The sequence below is a fragment of the Geodermatophilus sp. SYSU D00696 genome (assembly GCF_054050235.1).
In genome coordinates, this window is sequence record NZ_JBJGYY010000006.1 from 63,043 (window position 1) to 87,239 (window position 24,197).

25 protein-coding genes are annotated in these 24,197 nt (G+C 76.6%); 21 read left to right on the forward strand and 4 right to left on the reverse strand.

All coding sequences use genetic code 11. The features are described from left to right. Positions 1-15 precede the first annotated feature (15 nt). The gene (locus ACI79O_RS05875; RefSeq protein WP_456888669.1) at positions 16-960 is read left to right on the forward strand and encodes a Ppx/GppA phosphatase family protein; all 945 of its coding nucleotides are present in this window, start codon (positions 16-18) and stop codon (positions 958-960) included. Continuing rightward, a complete protein-coding gene (locus tag ACI79O_RS05880; protein ID WP_456888671.1) occupies positions 960-1,724 on the forward strand; it encodes a hypothetical protein in 765 nt (254 codons plus the stop codon). The genes ACI79O_RS05875 and ACI79O_RS05880 overlap by 1 nt, the downstream gene beginning before the upstream one ends. An 18-nt stretch (positions 1,725-1,742) precedes the next feature. On the opposite strand, the gene ACI79O_RS05885 is transcribed toward ACI79O_RS05880, so the two are convergent. Further along, complete coding sequence (locus tag ACI79O_RS05885) at positions 1,743-2,312, reverse strand: type 1 glutamine amidotransferase domain-containing protein (RefSeq protein WP_456913561.1); 570 nt, start codon at positions 2,310-2,312, stop codon at positions 1,743-1,745. Between the two features lie 86 nt (positions 2,313-2,398). Between ACI79O_RS05885 and proC the strand changes: the two genes are divergently transcribed. From proC to ACI79O_RS05910, 5 genes are all read left to right on the forward strand, one after another. Continuing rightward, positions 2,399-3,217 (forward strand): pyrroline-5-carboxylate reductase, encoded by an 819-nt coding sequence (gene proC / locus ACI79O_RS05890; RefSeq protein ID WP_456876304.1) that lies wholly within the window; start codon positions 2,399-2,401, stop codon positions 3,215-3,217. 250 nt (positions 3,218-3,467) lie between these two features. Then, positions 3,468-3,809, forward strand: coding sequence for a helix-turn-helix domain-containing protein (locus ACI79O_RS05895; RefSeq protein ID WP_456876303.1), 342 nt, complete (start codon positions 3,468-3,470; stop codon positions 3,807-3,809). Positions 3,810-4,459: 650 nt separating this feature from the next. Further along, positions 4,460-4,558 carry a 30S ribosomal protein bS22 gene (locus ACI79O_RS05900; protein WP_012854759.1) on the forward strand — a complete coding sequence of 33 codons (99 nt, stop codon included), beginning with the start codon at positions 4,460-4,462 and terminating at the stop codon, positions 4,556-4,558. Positions 4,559-4,568: 10 nt separating this feature from the next. Continuing rightward, positions 4,569-5,687: an NAD-dependent epimerase/dehydratase family protein gene (locus ACI79O_RS05905; protein ID WP_456888673.1), complete on the forward strand. Its 1,119-nt coding sequence runs from the start codon at positions 4,569-4,571 to the stop codon at positions 5,685-5,687. Next, the gene (locus tag ACI79O_RS05910) at positions 5,680-6,588 is read left to right on the forward strand and encodes a lysophospholipid acyltransferase family protein (RefSeq protein ID WP_456888674.1); all 909 of its coding nucleotides are present in this window, start codon (positions 5,680-5,682) and stop codon (positions 6,586-6,588) included. The genes ACI79O_RS05905 and ACI79O_RS05910 overlap by 8 nt, the downstream gene beginning before the upstream one ends. 88 nt (positions 6,589-6,676) lie before the next feature. On the opposite strand, the gene ACI79O_RS05915 is transcribed toward ACI79O_RS05910, so the two are convergent. The 3 genes from ACI79O_RS05915 to ACI79O_RS05925 form a co-directional block, all read right to left on the reverse strand. Next, a complete protein-coding gene (locus ACI79O_RS05915) occupies positions 6,677-7,591 on the reverse strand; it encodes an HAD family hydrolase (protein WP_456874379.1) in 915 nt (304 codons plus the stop codon). 84 nt (positions 7,592-7,675) lie between these two features. Beyond that, the gene (locus ACI79O_RS05920) at positions 7,676-8,896 is read right to left on the reverse strand and encodes a DUF5667 domain-containing protein (RefSeq protein WP_456888675.1); all 1,221 of its coding nucleotides are present in this window, start codon (positions 8,894-8,896) and stop codon (positions 7,676-7,678) included. Positions 8,897-8,993: 97 nt separating this feature from the next. Continuing rightward, positions 8,994-9,608: a sigma-70 family RNA polymerase sigma factor gene (locus tag ACI79O_RS05925; RefSeq protein ID WP_456888677.1), complete on the reverse strand. Its 615-nt coding sequence runs from the start codon at positions 9,606-9,608 to the stop codon at positions 8,994-8,996. A gap of 228 nt (positions 9,609-9,836) precedes the next feature. Here ACI79O_RS05925 and ACI79O_RS05930 point away from each other — a divergent pair, with 228 nt between their 5' ends. From ACI79O_RS05930 to ccsB, 14 genes are all read left to right on the forward strand, one after another. Continuing rightward, positions 9,837-11,378: a class I adenylate-forming enzyme family protein gene (locus tag ACI79O_RS05930; RefSeq protein ID WP_456913562.1), complete on the forward strand. Its 1,542-nt coding sequence runs from the start codon at positions 9,837-9,839 to the stop codon at positions 11,376-11,378. Further along, positions 11,375-11,626 (forward strand): glutaredoxin family protein, encoded by a 252-nt coding sequence (locus tag ACI79O_RS05935; RefSeq protein ID WP_456888682.1) that lies wholly within the window; start codon positions 11,375-11,377, stop codon positions 11,624-11,626. The genes ACI79O_RS05930 and ACI79O_RS05935 overlap by 4 nt, the downstream gene beginning before the upstream one ends. 224 nt (positions 11,627-11,850) lie before the next feature. Then, positions 11,851-12,537: a redox-sensing transcriptional repressor Rex gene (locus tag ACI79O_RS05940; RefSeq protein WP_456888790.1), complete on the forward strand. Its 687-nt coding sequence runs from the start codon at positions 11,851-11,853 to the stop codon at positions 12,535-12,537. Then, on the forward strand, positions 12,534-13,889 hold the full coding sequence (locus ACI79O_RS05945; protein WP_456913563.1) for a glutamyl-tRNA reductase: 1,356 nt from the start codon (positions 12,534-12,536) through the stop codon (positions 13,887-13,889). Before ACI79O_RS05940 ends, ACI79O_RS05945 begins: the two co-directional genes overlap by 4 nt. Then, entirely contained in the window at positions 13,886-14,824 is a 939-nt protein-coding gene (gene hemC, locus ACI79O_RS05950) for a hydroxymethylbilane synthase (protein WP_456913564.1), read from the forward strand. The genes ACI79O_RS05945 and hemC overlap by 4 nt, the downstream gene beginning before the upstream one ends. Positions 14,825-14,924: 100 nt before the next feature. Further along, positions 14,925-16,454 carry a uroporphyrinogen-III synthase gene (locus ACI79O_RS05955; RefSeq protein ID WP_456874372.1) on the forward strand — a complete coding sequence of 510 codons (1,530 nt, stop codon included), beginning with the start codon at positions 14,925-14,927 and terminating at the stop codon, positions 16,452-16,454. Then, positions 16,451-17,452: a porphobilinogen synthase gene (hemB, locus tag ACI79O_RS05960; protein WP_456913565.1), complete on the forward strand. Its 1,002-nt coding sequence runs from the start codon at positions 16,451-16,453 to the stop codon at positions 17,450-17,452. The genes ACI79O_RS05955 and hemB overlap by 4 nt, the downstream gene beginning before the upstream one ends. After that, positions 17,449-17,979 (forward strand): hypothetical protein, encoded by a 531-nt coding sequence (locus tag ACI79O_RS05965; RefSeq protein ID WP_456913566.1) that lies wholly within the window; start codon positions 17,449-17,451, stop codon positions 17,977-17,979. The genes hemB and ACI79O_RS05965 overlap by 4 nt, the downstream gene beginning before the upstream one ends. Continuing rightward, a complete protein-coding gene (gene hemL / locus ACI79O_RS05970; protein ID WP_456913567.1) occupies positions 17,976-19,358 on the forward strand; it encodes a glutamate-1-semialdehyde 2,1-aminomutase in 1,383 nt (460 codons plus the stop codon). Before ACI79O_RS05965 ends, hemL begins: the two co-directional genes overlap by 4 nt. Continuing rightward, positions 19,358-19,990: a histidine phosphatase family protein gene (locus ACI79O_RS05975; RefSeq protein ID WP_456888696.1), complete on the forward strand. Its 633-nt coding sequence runs from the start codon at positions 19,358-19,360 to the stop codon at positions 19,988-19,990. The genes hemL and ACI79O_RS05975 overlap by 1 nt, the downstream gene beginning before the upstream one ends. Continuing rightward, positions 19,987-20,616 carry a TlpA family protein disulfide reductase gene (locus ACI79O_RS05980; RefSeq protein ID WP_456913568.1) on the forward strand — a complete coding sequence of 210 codons (630 nt, stop codon included), beginning with the start codon at positions 19,987-19,989 and terminating at the stop codon, positions 20,614-20,616. Before ACI79O_RS05975 ends, ACI79O_RS05980 begins: the two co-directional genes overlap by 4 nt. A 1-nt stretch (position 20,617) precedes the next feature. Beyond that, positions 20,618-21,457: a cytochrome c biogenesis CcdA family protein gene (locus tag ACI79O_RS05985; protein ID WP_456888698.1), complete on the forward strand. Its 840-nt coding sequence runs from the start codon at positions 20,618-20,620 to the stop codon at positions 21,455-21,457. After that, positions 21,454-23,103 carry a cytochrome c biogenesis protein ResB gene (gene resB, locus ACI79O_RS05990; RefSeq protein ID WP_456888700.1) on the forward strand — a complete coding sequence of 550 codons (1,650 nt, stop codon included), beginning with the start codon at positions 21,454-21,456 and terminating at the stop codon, positions 23,101-23,103. Before ACI79O_RS05985 ends, resB begins: the two co-directional genes overlap by 4 nt. Beyond that, positions 23,100-24,077: a c-type cytochrome biogenesis protein CcsB gene (gene ccsB, locus ACI79O_RS05995; RefSeq protein WP_456913569.1), complete on the forward strand. Its 978-nt coding sequence runs from the start codon at positions 23,100-23,102 to the stop codon at positions 24,075-24,077. Before resB ends, ccsB begins: the two co-directional genes overlap by 4 nt. Positions 24,078-24,197: the final 120 nt, after the last annotated feature.

Below are 24,197 nucleotides of genomic sequence, written 5' to 3' on the forward strand. Positions count from 1 at the left end.
AGGCAGACTGGGCCCATGCGGCTCGGGGTGCTGGACGTCGGCTCGAACACCGTCCACCTGCTCGTGGTCGACGCCCACCGCGGGGCCGAGCCCACCGCCCAGCACGACGACCGCTGGCTGCTGCGCCTGGCCGAGCACGTCGGCGCCGACGACGTGCTGTCCAGGGAGGGCGAGAAGGCCCTGGTCAAGGCGGTGCAGAAGGCGTGCGTCCAGGCGGAGGAGGAGGGCTGCGACGAGGTCCTCGCCCTGGTCACCTCGGCCATCCGCGAGGCGCGCAACGGCATGGAGGTGCTCGCGCGGGTCCGCCAGCGGACCGGCGTCGACCTGCAGGTCACCAGCGGCGAGGAGGAGGCCCGGCTGACCTTCCTCGCCGTGCGCCGCTGGTACGGCTGGAGCGCCGGGCGGCTGCTGGTCCTCGACATCGGCGGTGGCTCGCTGGAGCTGGCCGCCGGCACCGACGAGGACCCCGACGTGGCCCTGTCGCTCCCGCTGGGCGCCGGCCGGATGACCCGCCGGTTCCTCCCCGAGGCCGCGACCGGGGGCCGTCCCGACCTGGCCGCGCTCCGCGCGCTCGGCGAGCACGCCGCCGACGTGCTCCGGCCGGCGGCCAAGAAGCTCCGCGGCGCCGGGCCGCCCGACCTGGTCGCGGCCACGAGCAAGACCTTCCGCACGCTGGCCCGGCTCACCGGCGCCGCGCCCTACTCCGCGGGCCTGCGCGTGCCCCGCGAGCTCAGCGCCGACGGCCTGGGCCAGCTGATCGGTTTCGTGTCCCGCATCGAGTCCCGCGCGCTGGCCGAGCTGCGCGGCGTGTCGCCCGACCGCGCCCACCAGGTGCCCGCCGGTGCCGTGGTGGCGCAGGCCGCCATGCAGGCACTGGATCTACCCTCCGTGCGGATCTGCCCGTGGGCCCTGCGCGAGGGCGTCATCCTCCGCCGGCTCGACACCTTGGGAGGCGCGTGATGGCACAGCCCCGCCGGGACCCCGATCCCGGGCGCGGGCCCGAGACCGGCGGGCGGCCGCTGGCCGACATCCTCCGCGAGGCCGGCATCGAGGCACCGCGCAGCGCCCGTCGGCGGCGGGGCGACACCGGCGACGTCCCGATCAAGCAGCGCCAGCGCGACGCCGACACCGACGCCGACCGGCCCAACCCGGGGCGCCGGGCCAGCGACACCGGCCGGGTGTCGGAGAGCAGGGTGTCGGACACCGGCCGCGTCGCCCGCGAGGCAGCCCGGCCTGCCCGGGAGCCGGACCGGGACACCGGGCGGGTGTCGCCGGAGGAGCCCGGCCGCGGGCCACAGGGACCCTCCACGGCGGCCATCCCCGGGATCCGGCCCTCGCGCAAGCCCGGCGTCCCCGGCGCCGACGGTCCCGCTCCCGCCACCGGGCCCATCCCGGTGGCCCGCGCCCGCGAGACGCAGGTCCTCGACGAGCCGCTGGGCGCCCGCGAGGGCGCGCTGGCGTGGCTGCGCTTCGCCGGCGAGCTCGTGGTCGCGCTGGCCGCCGGCGTCGGCATCTACTTCCTCTCCACCGTGGTGTGGGAACAGCTGCCCCAGCTCGCGGTGGTCCTGGTCCCGCTGGCGGTCACCGGGCTGGTCGCGAGCGTGGGGGCGTGGCGCGCGCGGACCGGCCGCGAGCCCACCGGCCCGAGGCTGGTCGCCGTCCTCGTGTTCGCCGGGACGCTGCTCACCATCGCCCCGGCCGCCGGGCTGCTCGCCGCCACCTGAGCCGGCGGGCGGGCCGGCTCACCCGTCCTCGTCGGCCTCGTCGTCGGTGGCCTGCGCGAACCGCTCGACGATCGCCGCGCAGAAGGCGTCGAGGTCGTCGGGGTCGCGGCTGGTGACCAGGTTGCCGTCGACGACGACCTCCTCGTCCACCCACGTCGCGCCGGCGTTGCGCAGGTCGGTCTGCAGCGAGGGCCACGAGGTCATCCGCCGCCCCCGCACGACGTCGGCCTCCGCGAGCACCCAGGGCGCGTGACAGATGGCCGCCACCGGCCGGCCCGCCTCGAAGAAGGCCGTGACGAAGGCGACCGCGTCGGCGTCGGCCCGCACGAAGTCCCCGTTGACGACGCCGCCGGGCAGGACCAGCGCCGCGTAGTCGTCGGGGTCGGCGGTGGCGACCGTCGTGTCGACCTTCTTCTGGTCTCCCTTGTCGAGGTGCTGGAAGGCGGTGATCGTGCCGCCCGCCAGGGACACCAGCTCCGGCTCGGCCCCGGCCTCCTCCAGGGCCTGCCAGGGCCGGTCGAGCTCCACCTGCTCGACGCCGTCGGTCGCGAGCACGGCCACCTTCATCCCGTCCAGTTCTCCTGCCATGCGGGCGCGGCTACCCGGGCCCCCCGGGCAGCACACCCGCGCGCACTACGGTCCCGACCGGGGACCTCGACAGGCGGGAGCGGGCGATGGGCGGACGGCGGGGACTGGCGGTCCTGGGCGGCGGCAAGATGGGCGAGGCCCTGCTGGCGGGGCTGGTGCGGCGCTCGGGCCCCGACGGCGTGGTCGTCTGCGAGCGGCACCCGGAGCGCGGGGCCGAGCTCGCGGCGCGCTACGGCATCGACGCCGTCGGCGTGGCGGAGGCCGCCGCGCGGGCGCGGGTGCTGCTGCTGGCGGTCAAGCCCCAGGACCTGCCGTCGCTGCTCGAGCAGCTCGCGCCGTCGGTGGACCCCGGGCACCTGGTGGTGAGCATCGCCGCCGGCTTCCCCACCGCCGCGATCGAGGCGGCGTTGCCCTCCGGGGTCCCGGTGGTGCGGGTCATGCCCAACACCCCGGCGCTGGTCGACCAGGGGATGAGCGTGCTCTCGGCCGGGAACTCGGCGGGGGAGGCCGAGCTCGACGAGGCCGAGGCGCTGCTGTCGACCGTCGGCCGGGTGGCGCGGGTGCCGGAGTACCAGCAGGACGCGGTGACGGCGCTGTCGGGCAGCGGGCCGGCCTACTTCTTCTACCTCGTCGAGGCGATGGTCGACGCCGGCGTGCTGCTCGGCCTGCCGCGGGCGCTGACCACCGAGCTGGTGGTGCAGACCGCGCTGGGGTCGGCGGTGATGCTGCGCGAGTCCGGGGAGCACCCGGCCCAGCTGCGCGACGCGGTGAGCAGCCCCGGCGGGACGACGATCGCCGGCATCCGCGAGCTGGAGCGCCACTCGGTCCGCTCGGCGCTCATCGCGGCCATCGAGGCGGCCGCGCAGCGCTCGGTCGAGCTCGGCCGGGCCGACGGGAGCCGGTGACCGTACCCCGTCTCACGGCTCCGTTCGTGGACGCTGCGTCACCGTGTCGACACATCTCCTTGCTGACGCGCCGATACAGCTGTGAAGCGAGTTGCATAGGTGTAGTTCTGCCCAGGACGGACCGTTCCGCATGTCCGTTTCTTCCATCGCTTCCGTCACGCGGGTCCCCCTACTCTCTGTGTCAGCACGTGTGAGTCCCGTAGTCGGTGGGGAAGCCGGCGCTCGACTCGTGCTGAGTCCGGAGACAGAGATGACCATGCCCCAGCGCACCAACGCCGCCTACGTCCGCCCGGCCGTCCCCGGCCCGCGCCCGATGGCCCGCCCGATCCCGGCCGCCGCCGTCGCCCGCCCCGTGGGCCCGCAGCACCCCGCCGCCGTCCCGGTCGGCCGCGCCGCCGTCCCGCAGCCGCGCGCCGCGGTCACCTTCCTGACCGTCGCCGAGGTCGCCAGCATGATGCGCGTCTCCAAGATGACCGTGTACCGCCTCGTCCACGCCGGCGAGCTCTCCGCCGTCCGCGTCGGCCGGTCCTTCCGCGTGCCCGAGCGCGCCGTCCAGGACTACCTCCGCGACGCCTACACCGACATCGCCTGACGCCGGCACGCCGTCGGCCCACCGGCCGACGAGGCCCCCACCCGCGACAGCGGTGTCTCGAGGAGTGGGGGCCGGAGGCTCCCGCGAGGAGTGACGGTCGGGCTCCGTGCGACGCGGGAGGGCACCTGGCCGCGGTGTCGCGAGGAGTGGGGGCCGGAGGCTCCCGCGAGGAGTGACGGTCGGGCTCCGCGCGACGCGGGAGGGCACCTGGCCGCGGTGTCGCGAGGAGTGGGGGCCGGAGGCTCCCGCGAGGAGTGACGGTCGGGCTCCGTGCGACGCGGGAGGGCACCTGGCCGCGGTGTCGCGAGGAGTGGGGGCCGGAGGCTCCCGCGAGGAGTGACGGTCGGGCTCCGCGCGACGCGGGAGGGCACCTGGCCGCGGTGTCGCGAGGAGTGGGGGCCGGAGGCTCCCGCGAGGAGTGACGGTCGGGCTCCGTGCGACGCGGGAGGGCACCTGGTCGCGGTGTCACCCGGAGGGTGACGGTGTCAGAGCGTCGCCACGGGGGCGCCGGGTAGGCTCGGGCGCCGAGCGACAACCCCGGCCCCGGCCGGAACCGTCGCACACGAGCTGATCCACACTCGCGTGGCGCCCGGTTCCGACCCCCGCGGTCGCCGGCGGGCGCCCCGCGGCCACGACGTCGGGAGCAGGACATGGGTTCGGTCATCAAGAAGCGCCGCAAGCGGATGGCGAAGAAGAAGCACCGCAAGCTGCTGAAGAAGACCCGCGTGCAGCGTCGCAACAAGAAGTGAGCTGAGGCTCGTGCCGCCTGCCGTCGTCCTGGTCACCGGCGTGAGCCGGTGGCTCGGCGGTGCGCTGGCGGCCGAGCTCGCTCAGGACCCGGCCATCGACCGGGTCATCGGGGTCGACACCGTCCCGCCCTCGGCGGAGCTGCTGCGCCGCCTCGGCCGCACCGAGTTCGTGCGGGCCGACATCCGCAACCCGCTGATCGGCAAGGTGGTCAGCACCGCGGGCGTCGACACGGTCGTCCACATGAACATCAGCTCCACCCCGGCCGGGTCCGGCGGGCGCGGGCCGATGAAGGAGCTCAACGTCATCGGGACGATGCAGCTCCTGGCCGCCTGCCAGCGCGCGCCGTCGGTGCGCCGGCTGGTGCTCAAGTCGACCAGCGCCGTCTACGGCGCCTCGCCGCGCGACCCGGCCGTGTTCACCGAGGCCATGCAGGCCCGCCGGGTCCCCTCGGGCGGCTTCGCCAAGGACAGCCTCGACATCGAGGGCTACGTGCGCTCCTTCTCGCGCCGGCGTCCCGACGTCGGGGTGGCCGTCCTGCGGTTCACCAACTTCATCGGCCCGCGGATCGACTCGGTGCTGAGCGGGTTCCTGCGGATGCCGGTCGTGCCCACGGCGCTGGGCTACGACGCCCGCGTCCAGCTGCTGCACGAGGACGACGCGCTGGGCGTGCTGACCCGGGCCACCACGGGGGAGTTCACCGGCACGGTGAACGTCGGGGGAGAGGGCACGTTGCTGTTGTCGCAGGTCATCCGCCGGCTGGGCCGGCTGCAGCTGCCGGTGCCCTCGCCCGCCCTGGGGTCCCTGGGCCGGCTCACCCGTCGCTTCGGCGGCGTCGACTACTCACCGGAGCAGATGCGCTTCCTCAACTTCGGCCGCGTCGTCGACACCACGGTGCTGCGCACCGAGTTCGGCTACACGCCCCGCTACACCACCGCCGAGGCCCTGGCCGACTACGCGCGCACCGTCCCCCCGGTGGTGTCGCCCGGCCTGGTCGCCGACGTCACCACCCGCGCGCAGGAGCTGGTCTCCCGGGCCGGGTCGGTCGCCTCCTCGGTGGGCTCGACGGTGCACGGCCGGCTGCGCCCGGCACCCGCCCCGCCGGGGCTGCGGGCGGTGCGCGATGCCTGAGGCCCGCGTCATCCGGCTGCGGCCCGACGACGAGCAGCCGCACGTCCCGCTGCCGGCGGACCCGAGCTGGGACGACCAGGTCGCCGGTGGCCTGGACTTCCTCCGCCGCCGGCTGACCGGCGAGTACGAGACCGACGAGTTCGGCTTCGACCCCGACCTCACCGACCACCTCCTGCTGCCGCTGCTGCGGCCGCTGTTCTCCCGCTGGTTCCGGGTGGAGACCCACGGCGTGGAGAACGTGCCCAGCACCGGAGGTGCACTGGTGGTGGCCAACCACTCGGGCACCGTGCCGGTCGACGCGCTGATGACCACCGTGGCCCTGCACGACGACCACCCGGCGCAGCGGCGGTTCCGGCTGCTGGGGGCCGACCTGGTCTTCGAGCTCCCGGCGATCGGGTCGCTCGCCCGCAAGTTCGGCGCCACGCTGGCCTGCAGCGAGGACGCCGAGCGGCTGCTCTGCGGGGACGAGCTGGTCGGGGTCTTCCCCGAGGGGTTCAAGGGCATCGGCAAGCCGTTCCGCGACCGGTACACCCTGCAGCGGTTCGGTCGCGGGGGTTTCGTCACGGCGGCACTGCGCACCGGCAAGCCGATCATCCCGTGCGCGATCGTCGGCGCCGAGGAGATCTACCCGATGATCGGCAACGCCCGGACGCTCGCCCGGCTGCTCGGGCTGCCCTACTTCCCGGTGACGCCGACCTTCCCCGCCCTCGGCCCGCTCGGGCTGGTGCCGCTGCCGTCGAAGTGGCTCATCGCCTTCGGCACCCCCATCGAGACGGCGTCCTACGGCCCCGCCGCCGCCGAGGACCCGATGCTGGTGTTCAACCTGACCGACCAGGTCCGCGAGACCATCCAGCAGTCGATCTACCAGCTGCTCCTGCAGCGCTCCTCCGTCTTCAGTTGATCCCGCGCCGGGCCGCACTTCGTGCACACACCGCGGCCCCGGGCGTCGCCCGAGCGCGCTGCGTGCACGAACCGCGCCGGCCGACGGGTCAGAACGGCCAGGCGTTGCGACGACGGAGGGCCACGGCGCCGCCGACGACGCCGCCGGTGAGCGCCGCCGCGGCGACCGTGGGGACGCCGATCCGCGCCGCCTTGCGGCCGGTGCGGAAGTCGCGCACGGTCCACCCGCGCGAGCGGGCGACGGCGCGCAGCTCGGTGTCGGGGTTGACCGCGATCGCCGTGCCGGTCAGCGAGAGCATCGGCAGGTCGTTGGCCGAGTCGCTGTAGGCGGTGCAGCGGGAGAGGTCCAGCTCCTCCCGCTCGGCCAGCGCCCGCACCGCCTCGGCCTTGGCCTCCCCGTGCATCAGCTCACCGACCAGGCGCCCGGTGTAGCGGCCGTCGACGACCTCGGCCACCGTGCCGAGCGCCCCGGTCAGCCCCAGCCGGTGGGCGATGATCCGCGCCAGCTCGACGGGGGTCGCGGTGACCAGCCAGACCCGCTGCCCGGCGTCGAGGTGCTGCTGGGCGAGGTTGCGGGTGCCCGACCAGATCCGGTCGGCCATCAGCTCGTCGTAGATCTCCTCGCCGGCCTGGGTGATCTCGGCGACCTCCCGGCCGGCGACGAAGGCGAGCGCGTTCTCGCGGATGTTGTGCATGTCGTCGGCGCTCTCGTTGCCGGCGACGCGGAACTTGGCCTGCTGCCAGGCGAACCGGGCGATGTCGCGGGAGCTCAGGTACTTGCGGGAGGCCAGGCCGCGGGCGAACCAGAACAGCGAGGCGCCCATCATCATCGTGTTGTCGACGTCGAAGAAGGCGGCGGCCGTGCGGTCGGCGACGACGACGGGGACCGGCTCGACCTCCGCGGCCGCGGCCGACGCCAGGCCCGCGACGTGCGCGCGGATCTCCTCCTCCGACGGCGCGCCGGCGTCCTCGCGCCGACGGCGCCGGAACGGCAGTCCCGGCACGGGCACCCTCCCCCTGGTCCGGCGGCCGCCGCGTGGCGGCACCCGGTCGACCCTATCGGCACCCCCGGGCGGGGCCGCCGGGCCTCAGCAGACCAGCGGCCGGACGCAGACGGGCAGCGGGGTGTCCAGGAGCGAGCCGGTCGAGCTGCCCGGGACGGCCGGATCCGACGGCGTCGGGCCCGCACCAGGCATCGGGAGCGGCGGCAGCGGCAGCTCCGGCAGCGGCAGCTCGGGCAGCGGGAGCCGCGGGACGGGGAGCTGCGGCACGGGCAGCTGCGGGACCGCCGGCCGGCCGGCCGGTCCCGGCGGCGGCGCCGTCGGCGCGCTGCTCCCGGTCGGCGGGGCGACGCCGGACGGGCTGCCCGCGGTCGGCGCCGCCGGTGACCCGCCCGGGCCCGCCCCGCCTCCCGAGCCGCTCCCCGGAACGGGGGACGTGGGTGTGGCGGGGGGCGGAGCCGCGGGCGATGCCGGGTCCCGGCCCCCGGCGGGTGCGGGTGCGGGTGTGCTGGCGCCGGACGGGGCCGGGACGTCGTCGCACGGCACGGGCAGCGGGCCGAGCTCGTCGGCGCCGGCGGTGACCGGCCCGACCGGGCAGGCGAGGCCCTCCCGCAGCCCCGCGGCCCGCGCGCCGACCTCGCTGACCAGGTCGAGCGACCCCGCGGCACCGGCGTCCGCGGGCAGCGCCCGCTGAAGCTCCGCGAGACCACTGCGCTGCTCGTCGGTCCAGTCGTCGAGCACGGTCAGCGGCGCGGCGTCGCGGGTTTCGGCAGCCCGGGTGAGCACCAGCGCGGCGCCCTCGGTGGTCTGCGCGTCCATCGCCGCCAGCGTGTCGCGCACCAGGTCGGCCGGTGGCGCGCCGGGCGTCGAGCCGACCAGGGCGTCGAGCTCCGCCAGCCGGGTGGTGGCGAACCCGAGCAGCGTCAGGCCGCGCTCGTCGCCGGCCAGGGCCAGCCGGGTCTGCTCGGTGCCGCGCTTGACGCCGTAGAGGACGTCGCCGGGCTGCGCGCTCCCCGACAGCGCGACCACCGCGCCCAGGCCCGTCACCGCGACGGCGACGCCGGCGACCGCGGCGACCGCCCGGGGCCGCCGGACGCGCGCCAGGCCGCGGGAGCGGGCGGGGACCGGCTCCGGGGCGCGGACGGCGGCCATCGTGACCAGCCGGGCACGGGTGGCGGCGCGGAAGCCGGGTGCCGGGTCGCCGTCGAGGTCGGCGGCGAGGGCCCGCAGGCGCTCCTCGACGGCCGCCTCGCGCTCCCGCACGGACACCCGGCGGGACGCCCCCGCGGCAGCGTGGCGGTCGCTCACCTGGCTCCTCCGGTCGGTCGGTCGGCTCTCGGCCGACCGGGGCAACGACGCCGGGCCGGACGCGTTCCGGCGTGTCCCCCGTCCGGGGTCCCGGGCGTCACCGCAGCCCCTCCGGCAGCAGGGCGGCCAGCCGCCGCACGGCGCGGTGCTGCAGCGCCTTGACCGCGCCGTCCCTCTTGCCCATGACCGCGGCGGTCTCCGCCACCGACAGCCCCTGCAGGAAGCGCAGCGAGATGCACTCCTGCTGCTCGCTGCCCAGCCGGCGGACACAGGCCAGCAGCTGCTCGTTGGTCAGCCGCGCGACGACGACGTCCTCGGGGCCGTCGGTGGCGCGGTCGGCGTCGCGCATGTCCGCGGTGGTGACCTCCAGCCGGAACCGGCTGCTCTTCACGTGGTCGAGGACGAGGTTGCGCGCGATGGTCACCAGCCACGCGCCGACGTCGCGGCCCTGGAACGACAGCGAGTCGATGCGGCGCAGCGCCCGGACGAAGGTCTCGCTGGTGAGGTCCTCGGCCAGCGACCGGTCGCCGACCCGGTGGAGCAGGTAGCGGTGGACCGTCGTCACGTAGTGGTCGTACAGCCGGCCGAACGCCTCGGCGTCCCCGTCCTGGCTGCGGCGCACCAGGCCCCACACGTCGACCCGGTCGGCGGGCAGGACCTGCCCCAGGGCGGCGAGCTCCGCGGCGAGGCCGTCGTCCGCCGGCGCGTCCACGGCCGGGAGGGGGGACGGCCGCTCGTCCACCGGGCGCGACTGCGGCATGCGGGACGTCGACCTCCTCGTCGGCCCACCCGACGGAGGTCCGGCCCCTCGGCGGGTCCCGCGCTGCTGCGGGTCGCCACCCATGGTGACAACACCACTGCGATCCGTCCACGCCAGCGGGCGGAGTGGTACCTGCCGGTACCCTTCTGCGGGACCCGCGTCCGCCCGCAGGAGGTGTCCGTGACAGGGCCGGTGACCGAGCCCCGACCCGGGCCCACGCCCCCGACGGGGCTGGCCGCCCTCGTGCGCGCCGCGGCCGCCCGACGTCCCGACGCGCCGGCGGTGGTCGACGGTGCGACCCGGCTGACCTGGGCCGAGCTCGACGCCCTCGTCGACCGGGCCGCGGCCGGTCTCGCCGCCCGTGGGCTCGCCCGCGGGGACCGGGTGGCCGTGCAGCTGCCCAACGGCGTCGACTGGCTGCGCGCGGTGCTCGGAGCCCTGCGCGCCGGCCTGGTCGTGGTCCCGGTCAACACCGCCTACACCGATCCCGAGCTCGAGCACCTCCTCACCGACTCGGGCGCGTCGCTGCTGGTCGCGGCCGCCGCGCGCGAGCCCCTGGCCGGGGTGGCGGTGGTCGCCGGGCCGCCCGAGGCCGACGGCCCACCGCCTCCGGACGACGACGACCCCGCCGCGCTCGCCCTGCTGGCCTACACCAGCGGCACCACCGGCCGGCCCCGCGGCGCGATGCTGACCGCCGCCGCGCTGCGGGCCAACCAGGAGCAGTGCCTCGCGATGGACCCGCCGCCGGTGCGCCCCGACGACCGGGTGCTGCTGGTCCTCCCGCTGTTCCACCTCTACGGCCTCAACACCGGGTTCGGCCTGGTCGCCGCCACCGGCGCGTGCGCGGTGCTCGTGCCGGCCTTCGACCCGCGCGCCACCCTCGACGTCGTGGAGCGCGAGAGGGTCACCGCCGTCCCCGGGGCGCCGCCGGTGTACCAGGCCTGGCTCGCCGTGGCCGCCGACGAGGGCGGCGACGCGCGGCTGCGCCGGGCCCTGTCGTCGGTGCGCACGGCCTCCTCCGGTGCCGCGCTCCTGCCCGCGGCGACCTGGCGGGCGGTGCGCGACCGCGCCGGCGTGCAGGTGTGGGAGGGGTACGGCCTCACCGAGGCCGGCCCCGTGGTGGCCAGCACGCTGGCCACCGGGCGGGCCAAGCCGGAGTGCATCGGCGGTCCGCTGCCCGGCGTCGAGGTGGCCCTGCGGGAGCCCGGCGGCACCGATGCCGAGGACGGGCCGGGCGAGCTGTGGGTGCGCGGTCCCAACCTCTTCTCCGGGTTCTGGCCCGACGGCGCCGACGGCCCCGGTGACGACGGCTGGCTGGCCACCGGCGACCTCGCCCACCGCGACGCCGACGGCGACCTGCACCTGCTCGACCGCCGCACCGACCTGGTGCTGGTCAGCGGGTTCAACGTCTACCCGGCCGAGGTGGAGCGGGTGCTCGACACCCACCCCGCGGTCGCCGAGAGCGCGGTCATCGGCGTGCCCGATCCGCGCACCGGCGCCGCCGTCGTCGCCGTCGTCGTCCCCGCGCCGGGCGCGGAGGTGGACGCCGCGGAGCTGCGCGCGCACGCCGCCGCGTCGCTGGCCCGGTACAAGGTGCCCTCCTCGGTCGTCGTCCGCCCGGCGCTGCCGCACTCGCTCACCGGCAAGGTGAGCCACGCGCGGCTGCGCGAGCTGGGCCTCCTCGAGGTGACCGCGCCCGACGCGGCGGAGGTGGCGGGGTGACCGGGCCGCCGCTCCGCCTGGAGCTGCTCACCCGGGAGAACTGCCACCTGTGCGTGACGGCGGCCGAGACGCTGGTGCGCATCGCCGCGGAGGCCGGCGTCGGCAGCCGCGAGGTCGACGTCGACGCCGATCCCGAGCTGCAGGCCGAGTACGGCGACCGCGTGCCGGTGGTGCTGCTCGACGGCCGCGAGCACTCCTACTTCACCGTCGACGTGCCCCGGCTGCGCCGCGACCTCGGCCTGACCTGACCTCCGGGCCCGGGCGCAGCTGCCCGGCCGGGTATGGTCTCGGACACAGCGCCACGCATCCGCGCAGGCCGGGCGCCCGTGGGCTCGCCTGCGACTTTGTTCGCGCGTTCACAAGCGGTTACCGTGGCAGTCGCCGGGTGGTCGACCGCCCGGATCCCCGATGTCGCCCGCCCCCCTCGGCTCCCGCCGTCGCCCGGGCGCGACCGCTGTGGAGTAGGCCCGTGATGCAGTCGCGGCCCCGGATCCCGGAGGCCACCGTCGCCCGGCTGGCCGTGTACCTGCGGGTGCTCGGCGGCCTCGCCGACAGCGGTCGCACCACCGTCTCCTCCGGCGAGCTGGCCTCGGCGGCCGGGGTGAACCCGGCCGGGCTGCGCAAGGACCTCTCCCACCTCGGCCCCTGCGGCACCCGCGGCGTCGGCTACGAGGTCGCCACGCTGCGCGACCGCATCGCCGCCGTGCTCGGCATGGAGACCGCGCACGCGTGCGTCCTCGTCGGCATCGGCAACCTCGGCGCGGCGCTGGCCGGGTACGGGGGCTTCGGCAGCCGCGGCTTCGAGTTCGTCGGCCTCTTCGACGCCTCCCCGGCCCGGGTGGGCCAGCGGATCGGGGGCCTGCCGGTGCGGCCGGTGACCGAGCTCGAGGACGTCGTGGCCGCCACCGGAGCGACCATCGGGGTCATCGCGACGCCCGCCGAGGTCGCCCAGCGGGTCGCCGACCGGCTCACCGCGGCCGGGGTGAGGAGCATCTTGAACTTCGCGCCGGTCACGCTCACCGCGCCCGCGGGGGTCGACGTCCGCCAGGTCGACCTCTCCGTCGAGCTGCAGGTCCTGGCCTTCCTGGACAAGCAGCGCGGCGCCGTCCCCGGCACGCCGCTGGACGCCGGCCTCGCGCCCGCCGGGGGGATGGCATGAGCCTGCTCGCCGTCGGCATCAGCCACCGGACCGCGCCGGTCGCGCTGCTCGAGCAGTTCGCGATGACCCGCGACGACCAGGTCAAGGCGCTGCACGAGCTGGTCGGCAGCGACCACGTCAGCGAGGCGCTGGTCCTGGCCACCTGCAACCGGGTCGAGGTCTTCGCCGAGGTCGACCGCTTCCACGGCGGCGTCGCCGAGGTCAGCCGCGTGCTGGCCCGCCAGGCCGGCGCCGGGGTCGAGGAGCTCACCCCGTACGTCACCGTCCACTACGAGGACCAGGCCGTCGCCCACCTGTTCACCGTGGCCGCGGGGCTGGACTCGATGGTCGTCGGCGAGACCCAGGTGCTCGGCCAGCTCCGCGCGGCGTACGCCCTCGCGCAGGAGGAGGGCACGGTCGGCCGCTGCCTGCACCCGGTGGCCCAGCACGCGCTGCGCGTGGGCAAGCGGATCCACTCCGAGACCGGCATCGACCGCGCCGGTGCCTCGCTGGTGACGGTGTCCCTCGACCACGCCGAGGACCGCATCGGCCCGCTCGCCGGCCGTCCGGCGCTGGTCGTCGGCGCCGGCTCCATGGGCGCGCTCGCGGCCAGCACGCTCTCGCGCCGCGGCGCGCTGGTCACCGTCGCCAGCCGCTCGCCGGAGTCCGCTGCCCGCCTGGCGGCCGCCGTCGACGGCGGCACCGCCGAGATGGCCGACCTGCGGACGGCGGTCGCCGACGCCGACGTGCTGGTCACGTGCACCGGCGCCACCGGGCTGGTCGTCGGCACCGACGTCGTCGCGGCCGCGATGGCCGGCCGGGCCGACCGGCCGCTGGCCGTCGTCGACCTGGCCCTGCCGCGCGACGTCGACCCCGGCGTGGCCGCGCTGCCCGGCGTGCACGTCGTCGACCTCGCGCTGCTGCAGGGCGAGCGCTCGGCCACCGGGGGGACCGGGGCGGTCGCCGCCGACGACGTCGCCGCCGCGCACGCGCTCATCGAGGCGGAGACCGCGCTGCTGCGCGCCGAGCGGCAGGCGGCCGCCGTCGCGCCCACCGTCTCGGCGCTGCGCAGCCAGGCCGCCGAGGTGGTCGACGCGGAGCTGCTGCGCCTGGCGGCCCGGCTGCCCGACCTCGACGCCCGCGCGCGCAGCGAGATCGCCCGCACCGTGCGCCGCGTCGTCGACAAGCTGCTGCACGAGCCGACCGTCCGGGTCAAGGAGCTGGCCAGCACCCCCGGCGGCGTCGACTACGCCGACGCCCTGCGCGCGCTGTTCGGCCTGGGCCTCGGCGCCGAGGTGCCCGCCGACGGCCCGCGGCTGGCCGAGGCGGTCGCCGTCGACCCCGACGAGCTGCGTCCCGGAGGCGGATCGTGACCTCCCAGACCATCGCGACGCTGCGGCTGGGCACCCGTGCCAGCCAGCTGGCCCGCACCCAGTCGCAGACCGTCGCCGACGCGCTGACCGCCGCCAGCGGCGTGCCGGTCGAGCTGGTGCACATCAGCACCGAGGGCGACCGCTCGGCCGCGGCCATCGCCCAACTCGGCGGCACCGGCGTCTTCGTCACCGCCATCCGGCAGGCACTGCTCGAGGGCACCGTCGACGTCGCCGTGCACAGCTACAAGGACCTGCCCACCGCGCCCGAGCCCGGGCTGGTGCTCGCCGCCGTCCCGCCGCGGGAGGACCCCCGCGACGCGCTGGTCGCCCGCGACCGGCTGACCCTCGGCGAGCTGCCGCCCGGCGCCCGCGTGGGCACCGGGGCGCCGCGCCGCATGGCGCAGCTGCGCGCGCTGGGCCTGGGCCTGGAGGTCGTGCCGATCCGCGGCAACGTCGACACCCGGATGGCCCGCGTCGTCCCGGGCGACCTCGACGCCGTCGTCCTCGCCCGCGCCGGGCTGGCCCGGCTGGGCCGGCTCGACGCGGTCACCGAGGTGCTCGACCCGCTGCAGGTGCTGCCCGCGCCCGCGCAGGGCGCGCTGGCCGTCGAGTGCCGCGCCGACGACGAGCGCACCCTGCAGCTGCTCGCCGCCCTCGACGACCCCGGCACCCGCGCCGCCGTGCTCGCCGAGCGGACCACGCTCGCCGCGCTCGAGGCCGGGTGCAGCGCCCCGGTCGCCGCGCACGCCGAGCTGGCCGAGGGCGACGACGGTCCCGAGCTGTACCTGCGCGCGTCGGTCACCGCGATCGACGGCAGCGACGGCGTCCGCGGCTCGGTGACCGGCCCGGTCGGCGACGCCGAGCGGCTGGGCCGCGAGCTCGCCGCCGACCTGCTCGACCGCGGCGCCGCCGCGCTCGTGGCGGCCTCCCGGTGACCCGCCGGGCCCACCCGGCCGGGCGGTACGCCCCGGCCCCCTCGACCCCCGCACACGCCCACCCCAGGGCCACGACACCAACAAGGACCAGGAGCTCGTGATGACGCGCTTCCGCAAGACCCCAGGCCGCGTCGTCTTCGTCGGCGCCGGCCCCGGCGACCCCGGCATGCTCACCGCCCGGGCCACGGCCGCACTGGCCGAGGCCACGGTCGTGCTGGTCGACCCGGACGTCCCCGCCGCCCTCACCGACGCCGTCCGCGACGGCCGCCCGGGCCTCGAGCCGGCCCCGGTCAGCGGCGAGCCGGCCGACGTCGCCAAGGGCGCCGTCGCCGCGGCGAAGAACGGCGACGTCGTCGTCCGGCTGGTCGCCGGCGACCCCTACACCTCCGAGCACGCGGTCAAGGAGGTGCTCGCCGTCGCCCGCACGTCGGTGCCCTTCGACGTGGTGCCCGGCGTCGCCCCGGCCACCGCGGTGCCGGCCTTCGCCGGCGTCGCCCTCGGCGGCACCTCGCTGACCGCCGACCTGCGCGACGGCGACGTCGACCTGCCCGCGTTGGCCGCCGCGGCCGCCGCCCTCGCCGCGCCCGTGGTGCTGCAGGCCGGCGCCGAGCAGCTCCCCGACGCCGCGGCGCGGCTGGTCGAGGGCGGCCTGTCCGGCAGCACCCCGGTCGTGGTGACCGCGGGCGGCTCGGGCACCGGCCAGAAGAGCGTCGTCGCCAAGCTGGCCGCCGTCGCCGAGAAGACCGCCGACCTCGGCGGCCTCACCGGCCCGGTCGTGGCCACCGTGGGCTCGGCCGTCGACAAGCGCGGCAAGCTCTCCTGGTGGGAGAGCCGGCCGCTGTTCGGCTGGCGGGTGCTGGTGCCGCGCACCAAGGACCAGGCCGGCGACATGAGCGAGCGGCTGCGGGCCTACGGCGCGGTGCCGGTCGAGGTGCCCACCATCGCCGTCGAGCCGCCGCGCAGCGCCGCCCAGATGGACCGGGCGATCAAGGGCCTGGTCACCGGCCGCTACGGCTGGATCGTGTTCACCTCGGCCAACGCCGTGCGCGCGGTCCGGGAGAAGTTCGCCGAGCTCGGCCTCGACGCGCGGGCCTTCGCCGGTGTGAAGGTCGCCTGCGTCGGCGAGCAGACCGCCGACGCGGTGCGGGCCTTCGGCATCGTGCCCGAGCTCGTGCCGAGCGGCGCGCAGTCCAGCGAGGGCCTGCTGGCCGACTTCCCCGAGTACGACGACGTCCTCGACCCGATCAACCGGGTGCTGCTGCCGCGCGCCGACATCGCCACCGAGACCCTCGCCGCGGGCCTGCAGGAGCGCGGCTGGGAGGTCGACGACGTCACCGCCTACCGGACCGTGCGGGCCGCGCCGCCGCCGGCGCCGGTGCGCGAGGCGATCAAGGGCGGCGGCTTCGACGCGGTGTGCTTCACCTCGTCGAGCACGGTCCGCAACCTGGTCGGCATCGCCGGCAAGCCGCACGCCAAGACCGTCGTCGCGGTGATCGGCCCGGCCACCGCGGCCACCGCGCAGGAGTTCGGCCTGCGCGTGGACGTCCAGCCCGAGACCGCCGCGGTCGGCCCGCTGGTCGACGCGCTGGCCGAGTTCGCCGAGGCCCGGCGCGCGGAGGCCGGGCAGTGAGCCCGGCGCAGGGCGGGTCGAGCCCGGGCTTCGCCCGCGGGCGCCGGCTGCGGTCGACGCCCGCCCTGCGCCGGCTCACCGCCCAGACCCGGGTGGCCCCGGCCGACCTGGTGCTGCCGGTGTTCGTCAAGGAGGGCATCGACGAGCCGGTGCCGGTCGGCTCGATGCCCGGCGTCGTCCAGCACACGCTGGACTCGCTGCGGAAGACCGCGCACGAGGCGGCCGGGGCCGGCGTCGGCGGGCTGGTCCTGTTCGGCGTCCCCGCGGAGAAGGACGAGGCCGGCTCGCAGGCCGACGCCGCCGACGGGATCGTCAACGTGGCGCTGCGCCGGCTGCGCGAGGACCTCGGCGACGAGCTGGTGCTCATCGCCGACCTGTGCCTGTGCGAGTACACCTCGCACGGGCACTGCGGGCTGGTCACCCCGGCGGGCGTCGTCGACAACGACCCCACCCTGGACCGCTACGCGTCGGTGGCCATCGCCCAGGCGCAGGCCGGCGCCCACGTCGTCGCCCCCAGCGGGATGATGGACGGGCAGGTGGCCGCGATCCGCCGGGCGCTCGACGGCGCGGCGTACACCGAGACGCCGATCCTGGCCTACGCCGCCAAGTACGCCTCGGGCTTCTACGGCCCGTTCCGCGAGGCGGCCGAGGGCGCGCCGCAGTTCGGCGACCGCTCGACCTACCAGATGGACCCGCCCAACGCCGACGAGGCGCTGCGCGAGGTGGCCCAGGACCTGGCGGAGGGCGCCGACGCCGTCATGGTGAAGCCCGCGCTGCCCTACCTGGACGTCGTGGCGCGGGTCGCCGACGCCGTCGACGTCCCGGTCAGCGCCTACCAGGTCAGCGGCGAGTACGCGATGGTCGAGGCGGCCGCCCGCAACGGCTGGATCGACCGCGAGCGCGCCATCCTCGAGACGCTCACCGCCATCCGGCGGGCCGGTGCCGGCCAGGTGCTGACCTACTGGGCGGTCGAGGCCGCGCACCTGCTGCGCCGGTGACGCACGTCGAGCCCGGCGGCTCCTGGCGGCCGTTCTGGCTGACCGCCGCCGCGCTCGCCGTTCTCGGCGCCCTCGACGTGGTGCTGGCCGGGCCCGGCCTGCCGCCGCCGGCCTGGGCGCTCGTCGCGCTGGCCGCGCTCGGCGTCGCCGCGGCCCTGTGCTCGGCCGCCCGCCGGGTGTGGACGGTCCGGGTGCAGGGCGGCGGTCCCGATGGCGCGCTGTCGGTGGGCCGCGAGCGGGTGCCGCTGGCCGACGTCGACGCCGCCCACCTGCGCGCCGTACGCGAGGGGACGGCGGGCGTCGATGCCGGCGCACCCGTCCTCGGCGGCGGCTGGTCGGTGCCCCGCGGGCGCACCGGCCTGCCGCTGCGGCTCGCCGACGGCCGCACCGTGCTGGTGCCCACCCGCGACCCCGCCGCCCTCACCGGTGCCCTGCTCGCCGCCCTGCCGGGGAGTGGCACGTCACAGGCCGCCGACCCCGACGCCGCCGACGGGCTCCCGGGAGGCAGGGGGACACTGGGGCCGTGACCTCGCTGGACACCACCCGGTACGACTACGCGGCACCCGTCTCCGCGGACCTGTTCGCCCGCGGGAAGCGCGTCACCCCCGGCGGCGTCAACTCGCCGGTGCGCGCCTTCCGCGCCGTCGGCGGCACCCCGCGGTTCATGGCGCAGGGCACGGGCCCGTGGCTCACCGACGCCGACGGCCGCCGCTACGTGGACCTGGTGGCCTCCTGGGGCCCGATGATCCTCGGCCACGCCCACCCGGCCGTGGTCGAGGCGGTCACCGCCGCAGCCCGCCGCGGCTTCTCCTTCGGCACCCCCACCGAGGGCGAGCTGGAGCTGGCCGAGGAGATCATCGACCGGATGCCCCCGGTGGAGCGGGTGCGGCTGGTCAACTCCGGCACCGAGGCGGTGCTCTCGGCGGTCCGGCTGGCCCGCGGCGCCACCGGCCGCCCGCTGGTGGTCAAGTTCGCCGGCTGCTACCACGGCCACGTCGACGCGCTGCTGGCCTCGGCAGGTTCCGGCGTGGCCACCCTCGGCCTGCCCGACACCCCCGGCGTCACCACCGGCGCGGCCGCCGACACGATCGTGCTGCCCTACAACGACGTCGCCGCCGTCGAGGCGGTCTTCGCCGAGCGGGGCGCCGAGATCGCGGTCGTGGTCAGCGAGGCCGCCCCGGGCAACATGGGCGTCGTCCCGCCGCGGGAGGGCTTCAACGCGGAGCTGCGCCGGATCACCGCCGAGCACGGCGCGCTGCTGCTGCTCGACGAGGTGATGACCGGCTTCCGGGTCTCGCCCTCGGGCTGGTACGGCCTCGACCCCGTCGACGCCGACCTGTTCACCTTCGGCAAGGTCATGGGCGGGGGGCTGCCGGCCGCGGCGTTCGGCGGGCGCGCCGACCTCATGGAGCAGCTGGCACCGACCGGGCCGGTCTACCAGGCCGGCACGCTGGCCGGGAACCCCGTCGCCGTCGCCGCCGGGCTGACCACGCTGCGGCACTGCACCGACGACGTCTACGCCCGCTGCGACCGGGTCGCGGTCACCCTGCGCGGCGCGACCAGCGCGGCACTGTTCGCCGCCGGCGTCCCGCACCGGGTGCAGCAGGCCGGCTCGATGTTCTCCGTCTTCTTCGTGCCCGACGAGCGGCAGGTGCGCGACTACGACGACGCCCGCACCCAGGACACCGCGGCGCACCGCGCGTTCTTCCACGAGATGCTCGCCCGCGGCGTGTACCTGCCGCCGTCGGCGTTCGAGTCCTGGTTCGTCAGCGCCGCGCTCGACGACGAGGCCGTGCAGCGGGTGCTCGACGCGCTGCCCGCCGCCGCCCGCGCGGCCGCGGCCGCCGACCCCGCCGACGCGCCGTCCGACGCCGAGTCGAAGGACGCCCAGGAGCTGCAGCCCTGATGGAGACCACCGTCGTCCACCTGCTCCGCCACGGGGAGGTGCACAACCCCGACGGCGTCCTCTACGGCCGCCTGCCGGGCTACCGGCTGTCCCCCGCCGGGGAGGTGATGGCCGAGCGCGCCGCCGAGTGGCTGACCGGCCGCGGCGTCACCCACCTGTACTCCAGCCCGCTCGAGCGGGCCCGGCAGACCGCCGCCCCCGTCGCCGAGGCGCTGGACCTGCCGGTCGCCGTCGACGACCGGCTGATCGAGGCCGGCAACGCCTTCCAGGGCCTGCGGGTCGCCGGCGGCCGCGGCGTGTTCCGGACGCCGGCGCACTGGTGGAAGCTGCGCAACCCGGTGCGGCCGTCCTGGGGCGAGCCCTACGTGGAGATCGCCGCGCGGATGCTGCTCGCCGTGGAGGCCGCCCGCGACGCCGCACGGGGGGCCGCCGCCGTCTGCGTCAGCCACCAGCTGCCGATCTGGACGCTCCGGCTGCACCTGGAGGGCCGCCGGTACACCCACGACCCGCGCCGCCGGCAGTGCGGGCTGGCCAGCGTCACGTCGGTGACCTACGACGGCGACGAGGTCACGCGGATCGACTACGCGGAGCCGGCCGGCGCCACCGACCCCGACGCGGTGCCCGGCGCATGACCACCCCACGGGAACGCTCCGCTGGCGCTCCACGTCCCCGCGGGGGCCCCGGGAGGCGGCTGCTGCCCGCCGCGGCCGCGGCGCTCGCCCTCCTCGCCGGCTGCTCGACCGGCGAGGGCCGGGCCGACGTCACCGACGGCGGCGAGTACCGGTTCGTGGCGGCCACCCCGGCCGGCGAGGTGATCCCCGAGACCGAGCGCGCCCCGGCCCCCGACTTCGGCGGCACGCTGCTCGGCGGTGGCGACTGGACCTCCGACGAGCTGGCCGGGCAGGTCGCCGTCCTCAACTTCTGGGGGTCGTGGTGCCCGCCCTGCCGGGTGGAGACGCCGGAGTTCCAGGAGGTCTACGCCGAGGTCCGCGACGAGGGTGTGGCCTTCCTCGGCCTGAACGTCAAGGAGGTCGACGAGCAGTTCGCGCAGGCGTTCGTCGACAGCCAGGGCATCGAGTTCCCCTCGCTCTACGACCCCGCCGGCGAGGTCGCGCTCGCCTTCCGGGACTACCCCGCCACCGCGATCCCGTCCACGATCGTCCTCGACCGCGACGGCCGGGTGGCGGCCGTCTACACCGGCGCGGTCGCGCAGGACGACCTGCGCGCCGTGGTCGACCGGCTGCTCGGGGAGGGCTGAGGTGGGGCAGGAGTTCGCCGCGCTGGTCACCGACGGCCCGCTGCTCGTGGCCGCGGCCGTCGCGGCGCTGGTCGGGCTGGTCAGCTTCGCCTCGCCCTGCGTGCTGCCGCTGGTGCCCGGCTACCTGTCCTACGTCACCGGTCTGGTCGGCAGCGGGGTGCGGTCCACCGCGCCGGCACCGACCGGTGACGGCGCCACCGCGGGTGCCACCGCGGGTGCCACCGCCACCGCCGTCCGCACCGACGAGCGCTCCCCGCGCGGGCGGATGGTGCTCGGCGCGCTGCTGTTCGTCCTCGGCTTCACCGCGGTCTTCGTCGCCGTGGGCACCGCCTTCGGCGGCCTGGGCCGGCTGCTGGTCCAGTACGACGACGTCATCACCCGCGTCATGGGCGTCGTCGTCATCGTCGTCGGCCTGGCCTTCCTCGGGCGGCTGCCGTTCCTGCAGCGCACCGCGCGGCTCTCGGTGCGCCCGGCCGCCGGGCTCGCGGGCGCGCCGCTGCTCGGCGTCGTCTTCGGCCTGGGCTGGACGCCGTGCCTGGGCCCGACGCTGTCGGCGGTCTACTCGCTGGCCTACACCGAGGCCACCGCCGGCCGCGGCGCGCTGCTGTCGGTGGCGTACTGCCTGGGGCTCGGGATCCCGTTCGTGCTCGTCGCCCTCGGCGCCCGCTGGGCGGTCGGGGCGACGGCGTTCCTGCGCCGGCACGCCCGTGCGGTCACCCGCTTCGGCGGCGCGGTGCTGGTCGTGGTCGGGTTGCTGCTGCTGACCGGGGCCTGGACCGAGATGATGGCGTGGCTGCGCTCCTGGCTGGCCGTCACCGGGCTGGGGGAGTCGCCGCTGTGACCACCACCGCCCCGCCCCGGCAGGCCCCGGCCCCGCCGCCGCCCGCGCGCCCGTCCGCCGCCCGCCGGCTCGGCGGGTTCGCGCTGCGCCAGTGGCGCCGGCTCACCGCCATGCGCACGGCGATCGTGCTGCTGTTCCTGCTCGCGCTCGCGGCCATCCCCGGCTCGCTGCTGCCGCAGCGCTCGCTGTCGCAGAGCGCCGTCGGCCAGTACTTCGCCGACCACCCGACGCTCGCGCCGCTGCTGGACCGGCTGTACCTGTTCGACGTCTTCAGCTCGCCGTGGTTCGCCGCGGTGTACCTGCTGCTGTTCGTCTCGCTCATCGGCTGCGTGCTGCCGCGCGCCCTGGAGCACGCCCGCGCGCTGCGCACCCCGCCGCCCCCGGCGCCGCGCCGGCTGACCCGGCTGCCCGACTCCACGCAGCTGCCCACGCCGCTGCCGGCCGCCGACGCCCTCGACGCCGTCGAGGAGGAGCTGCGGGTGCGCCGCTACCGCGTCGTCCGCCGCGAGCGCGGGGGCGTCGCCGAGCTCTCGGCCGAGAAGGGGTTGCTCAAGGAGACCGGCAACCTGGTGTTCCACCTGGCCCTCGTCGGTCTGCTGCTCGGCCTGGCCGGGGGCAAGCTGTGGGGCTACGAGGGCAGCATCCTGGTCACCGAGGGCCAGCGGTTCTGCAACGCGTTCCAGCAGTACGACACCTACTCCGCCGGGGCGCTGGTCGACAGCGGTGACCTCACCCCGCTGTGCGTCGGCCTCGAGGACTTCCGCGCGGAGTACGAGGAGGACCTCACCGCCGCGTCGTTCACCGCCGACATCACCTACGGCGCGCCGGGCGAGGAGGGCCGGCCGACGACGATCGGCGTCAACGACCCGCTGCGCGTCGACGGCGACCGCGTCTACGTGACCGGCCACGGCTTCAGCCCCCGGTTCACCGTGACGCTGCCCGACGGCACCGCCTTCGACGACGTCTCCGCGCCGTTCCTCCCCACCGAGCAGTCGACGATGGCCAGCGAGGGCGCCCTCAAGCTCCCCGACCTCGGCGCCGGGGCGGAGGACCAGCTCGCGCTGCAGGGCTTCTTCGCCCCCACCGGCCTGGTGCAGGGCGGCATCCTCACCTCCATCGACCCCCGGCCCCTCGCACCGCAGGTCGCGATCGTGGCCTTCCAGGGCTACCTCGGCCTCGACTCCGGGCTGCCGCAGTCGGTGTACTCCCTGGACGCCTCGCAGATCGAGCGCGGCCGGCTGGCGGAGGTCGGCCGGGCGAACCTGTCGGTGGGGGAGTCGCTGACGCTGCCCGACGGGACGACGGTGACCTTCACCGGCTACTCGCAGTTCGCGGCGATGCAGTTCTCGCACGACCCCGGCCAGCTGTGGGTGCTCGGCGCCGCCGTCGCGGTGCTGGCCGGCCTGCTGGGCATGCTGCTGCTGCGCCGCGAGCGCCTCTTCGCCCGCGCCACCGCCGCGCCCAGCGGCGGTAGCGTGCTCGACGTCGGGGCGCTGACCCGTGGCAGCGGCGACGGCGCGCCGCGGTTCGCGGCCCTCACCGACGACCTGCGGGCGGTCCTCGCCGCCCGTGCCCCGACCCACGACGTGACCCGCACCCCGCCCGACGGCGGGGCCGCACCGGAGACCGGAGGCGCACCCGCGTGACCGCCGACCAGCTGTCCGCCCTGTCGGACACCCTGTTCTCGACCAGCGTCGGTCTCTACTCGCTGGCCGTCGTCGCCTTCTGTGCCCAGCTGGCCTTCGGCCGCCGCCCGGCCCGGGAGCAGGCACTGGTCGGCGCCGGCGCCGCCGGGGACGCCGGCGGCCCGGCCGAGGGCGGGGCGTCCCGGGCCGGCGCGCTGTCCGACGACCCCGCGCCGGTGCGCCGCTGGGGCCGGGTGGCGATGCTGCTCACCGCCGCCGGCGCGCTCACCCACACCGGCGTCCTCGTCGCCCGCGGGCTGGCCACCGACCGGCTGCCCTGGGGCAACATGTACGAGTTCGCGACCGCGGTCGTGCTCGTCGCCGTCGTGGCCTTCCTGGTGCTCGCGCTGCGCTCGCCCGGCCTGCGGCACCTGGGCCTGTTCGTGCTGGCGCCGGTGGTGCTCAGCATGGTCGCGATCGGGCTGTTCCTCTACGTCGAGAGCGGCCCGCTGGTGGCCGCGCTGCGGTCGAGCTGGCTGGCCGTGCACGTGACGACGGCGATCCTCGGCTTCGGCATCTTCTTCGTCAGCGGCATCGCCAGCGTCCTGTACCTGGTGCGCTCGCGGTACGAGGCCCGCGGCGGCGACGTCTCCGACGCCCGGATCGTGGGCCGGATGCCGTCGGCCGCCTCGCTGGACCGGGTCGCCCACCGCACCGCGGTCTTCGGCTTCCCGATCTGGACCTTCGCCGTCATCGCCGGTGCCATCTGGGCCGAGAGCGCCTGGGGCCGCTTCTGGGGCTGGGACCCCAAGGAGACCTGGGCCTTCATCGCCTGGGTGGTCTACGCCGCCTACCTGCACGCCCGCACGACCGCCGGCTGGCGGGGCCGCCCCGCGGCCTGGGTCAACGTCGTCGGCCTGGCGGTCATGGTGTTCAACCTGCTGTACGTGAACATGGTGTCCACCGGGCTGCACAGCTATGGCGGGGTCGACTGAATCGCGTCCCATCCACCTCCCAGACCCCTCCCACCCCTCCTGCAGGGGGTGTGGACGGCCACGGCGGGGGTCGCGTGCTCCACTTGACGCCATGACCGCACGCACGGGGGGCTCACGCAC

Coding starts and splice junctions, on each gene's coding strand:
- ACI79O_RS05875 (WP_456888669.1), top strand. CDS start 16: ATGCGGCTCGGGGTGCTGGACGTCGGCTCGAACACCGTCCACCTGCTC.
- ACI79O_RS05880 (WP_456888671.1), top strand. CDS start 960: ATGGCACAGCCCCGCCGGGACCCCGATCCCGGGCGCGGGCCCGAGACC.
- ACI79O_RS05885 (WP_456913561.1), bottom strand. CDS start 2,312: ATGGCAGGAGAACTGGACGGGATGAAGGTGGCCGTGCTCGCGACCGAC.
- proC (WP_456876304.1), top strand. CDS start 2,399: ATGGGCGGACGGCGGGGACTGGCGGTCCTGGGCGGCGGCAAGATGGGC.
- ACI79O_RS05895 (WP_456876303.1), top strand. CDS start 3,468: ATGACCATGCCCCAGCGCACCAACGCCGCCTACGTCCGCCCGGCCGTC.
- ACI79O_RS05900 (WP_012854759.1), top strand. CDS start 4,460: ATGGGTTCGGTCATCAAGAAGCGCCGCAAGCGGATGGCGAAGAAGAAG.
- ACI79O_RS05910 (WP_456888674.1), top strand. CDS start 5,680: ATGCCTGAGGCCCGCGTCATCCGGCTGCGGCCCGACGACGAGCAGCCG.
- ACI79O_RS05940 (WP_456888790.1), top strand. CDS start 11,851: ATGCAGTCGCGGCCCCGGATCCCGGAGGCCACCGTCGCCCGGCTGGCC.
- ACI79O_RS05945 (WP_456913563.1), top strand. CDS start 12,534: ATGAGCCTGCTCGCCGTCGGCATCAGCCACCGGACCGCGCCGGTCGCG.
- ACI79O_RS05955 (WP_456874372.1), top strand. CDS start 14,925: ATGACGCGCTTCCGCAAGACCCCAGGCCGCGTCGTCTTCGTCGGCGCC.
- ACI79O_RS05975 (WP_456888696.1), top strand. CDS start 19,358: ATGGAGACCACCGTCGTCCACCTGCTCCGCCACGGGGAGGTGCACAAC.
- ACI79O_RS05980 (WP_456913568.1), top strand. CDS start 19,987: ATGACCACCCCACGGGAACGCTCCGCTGGCGCTCCACGTCCCCGCGGG.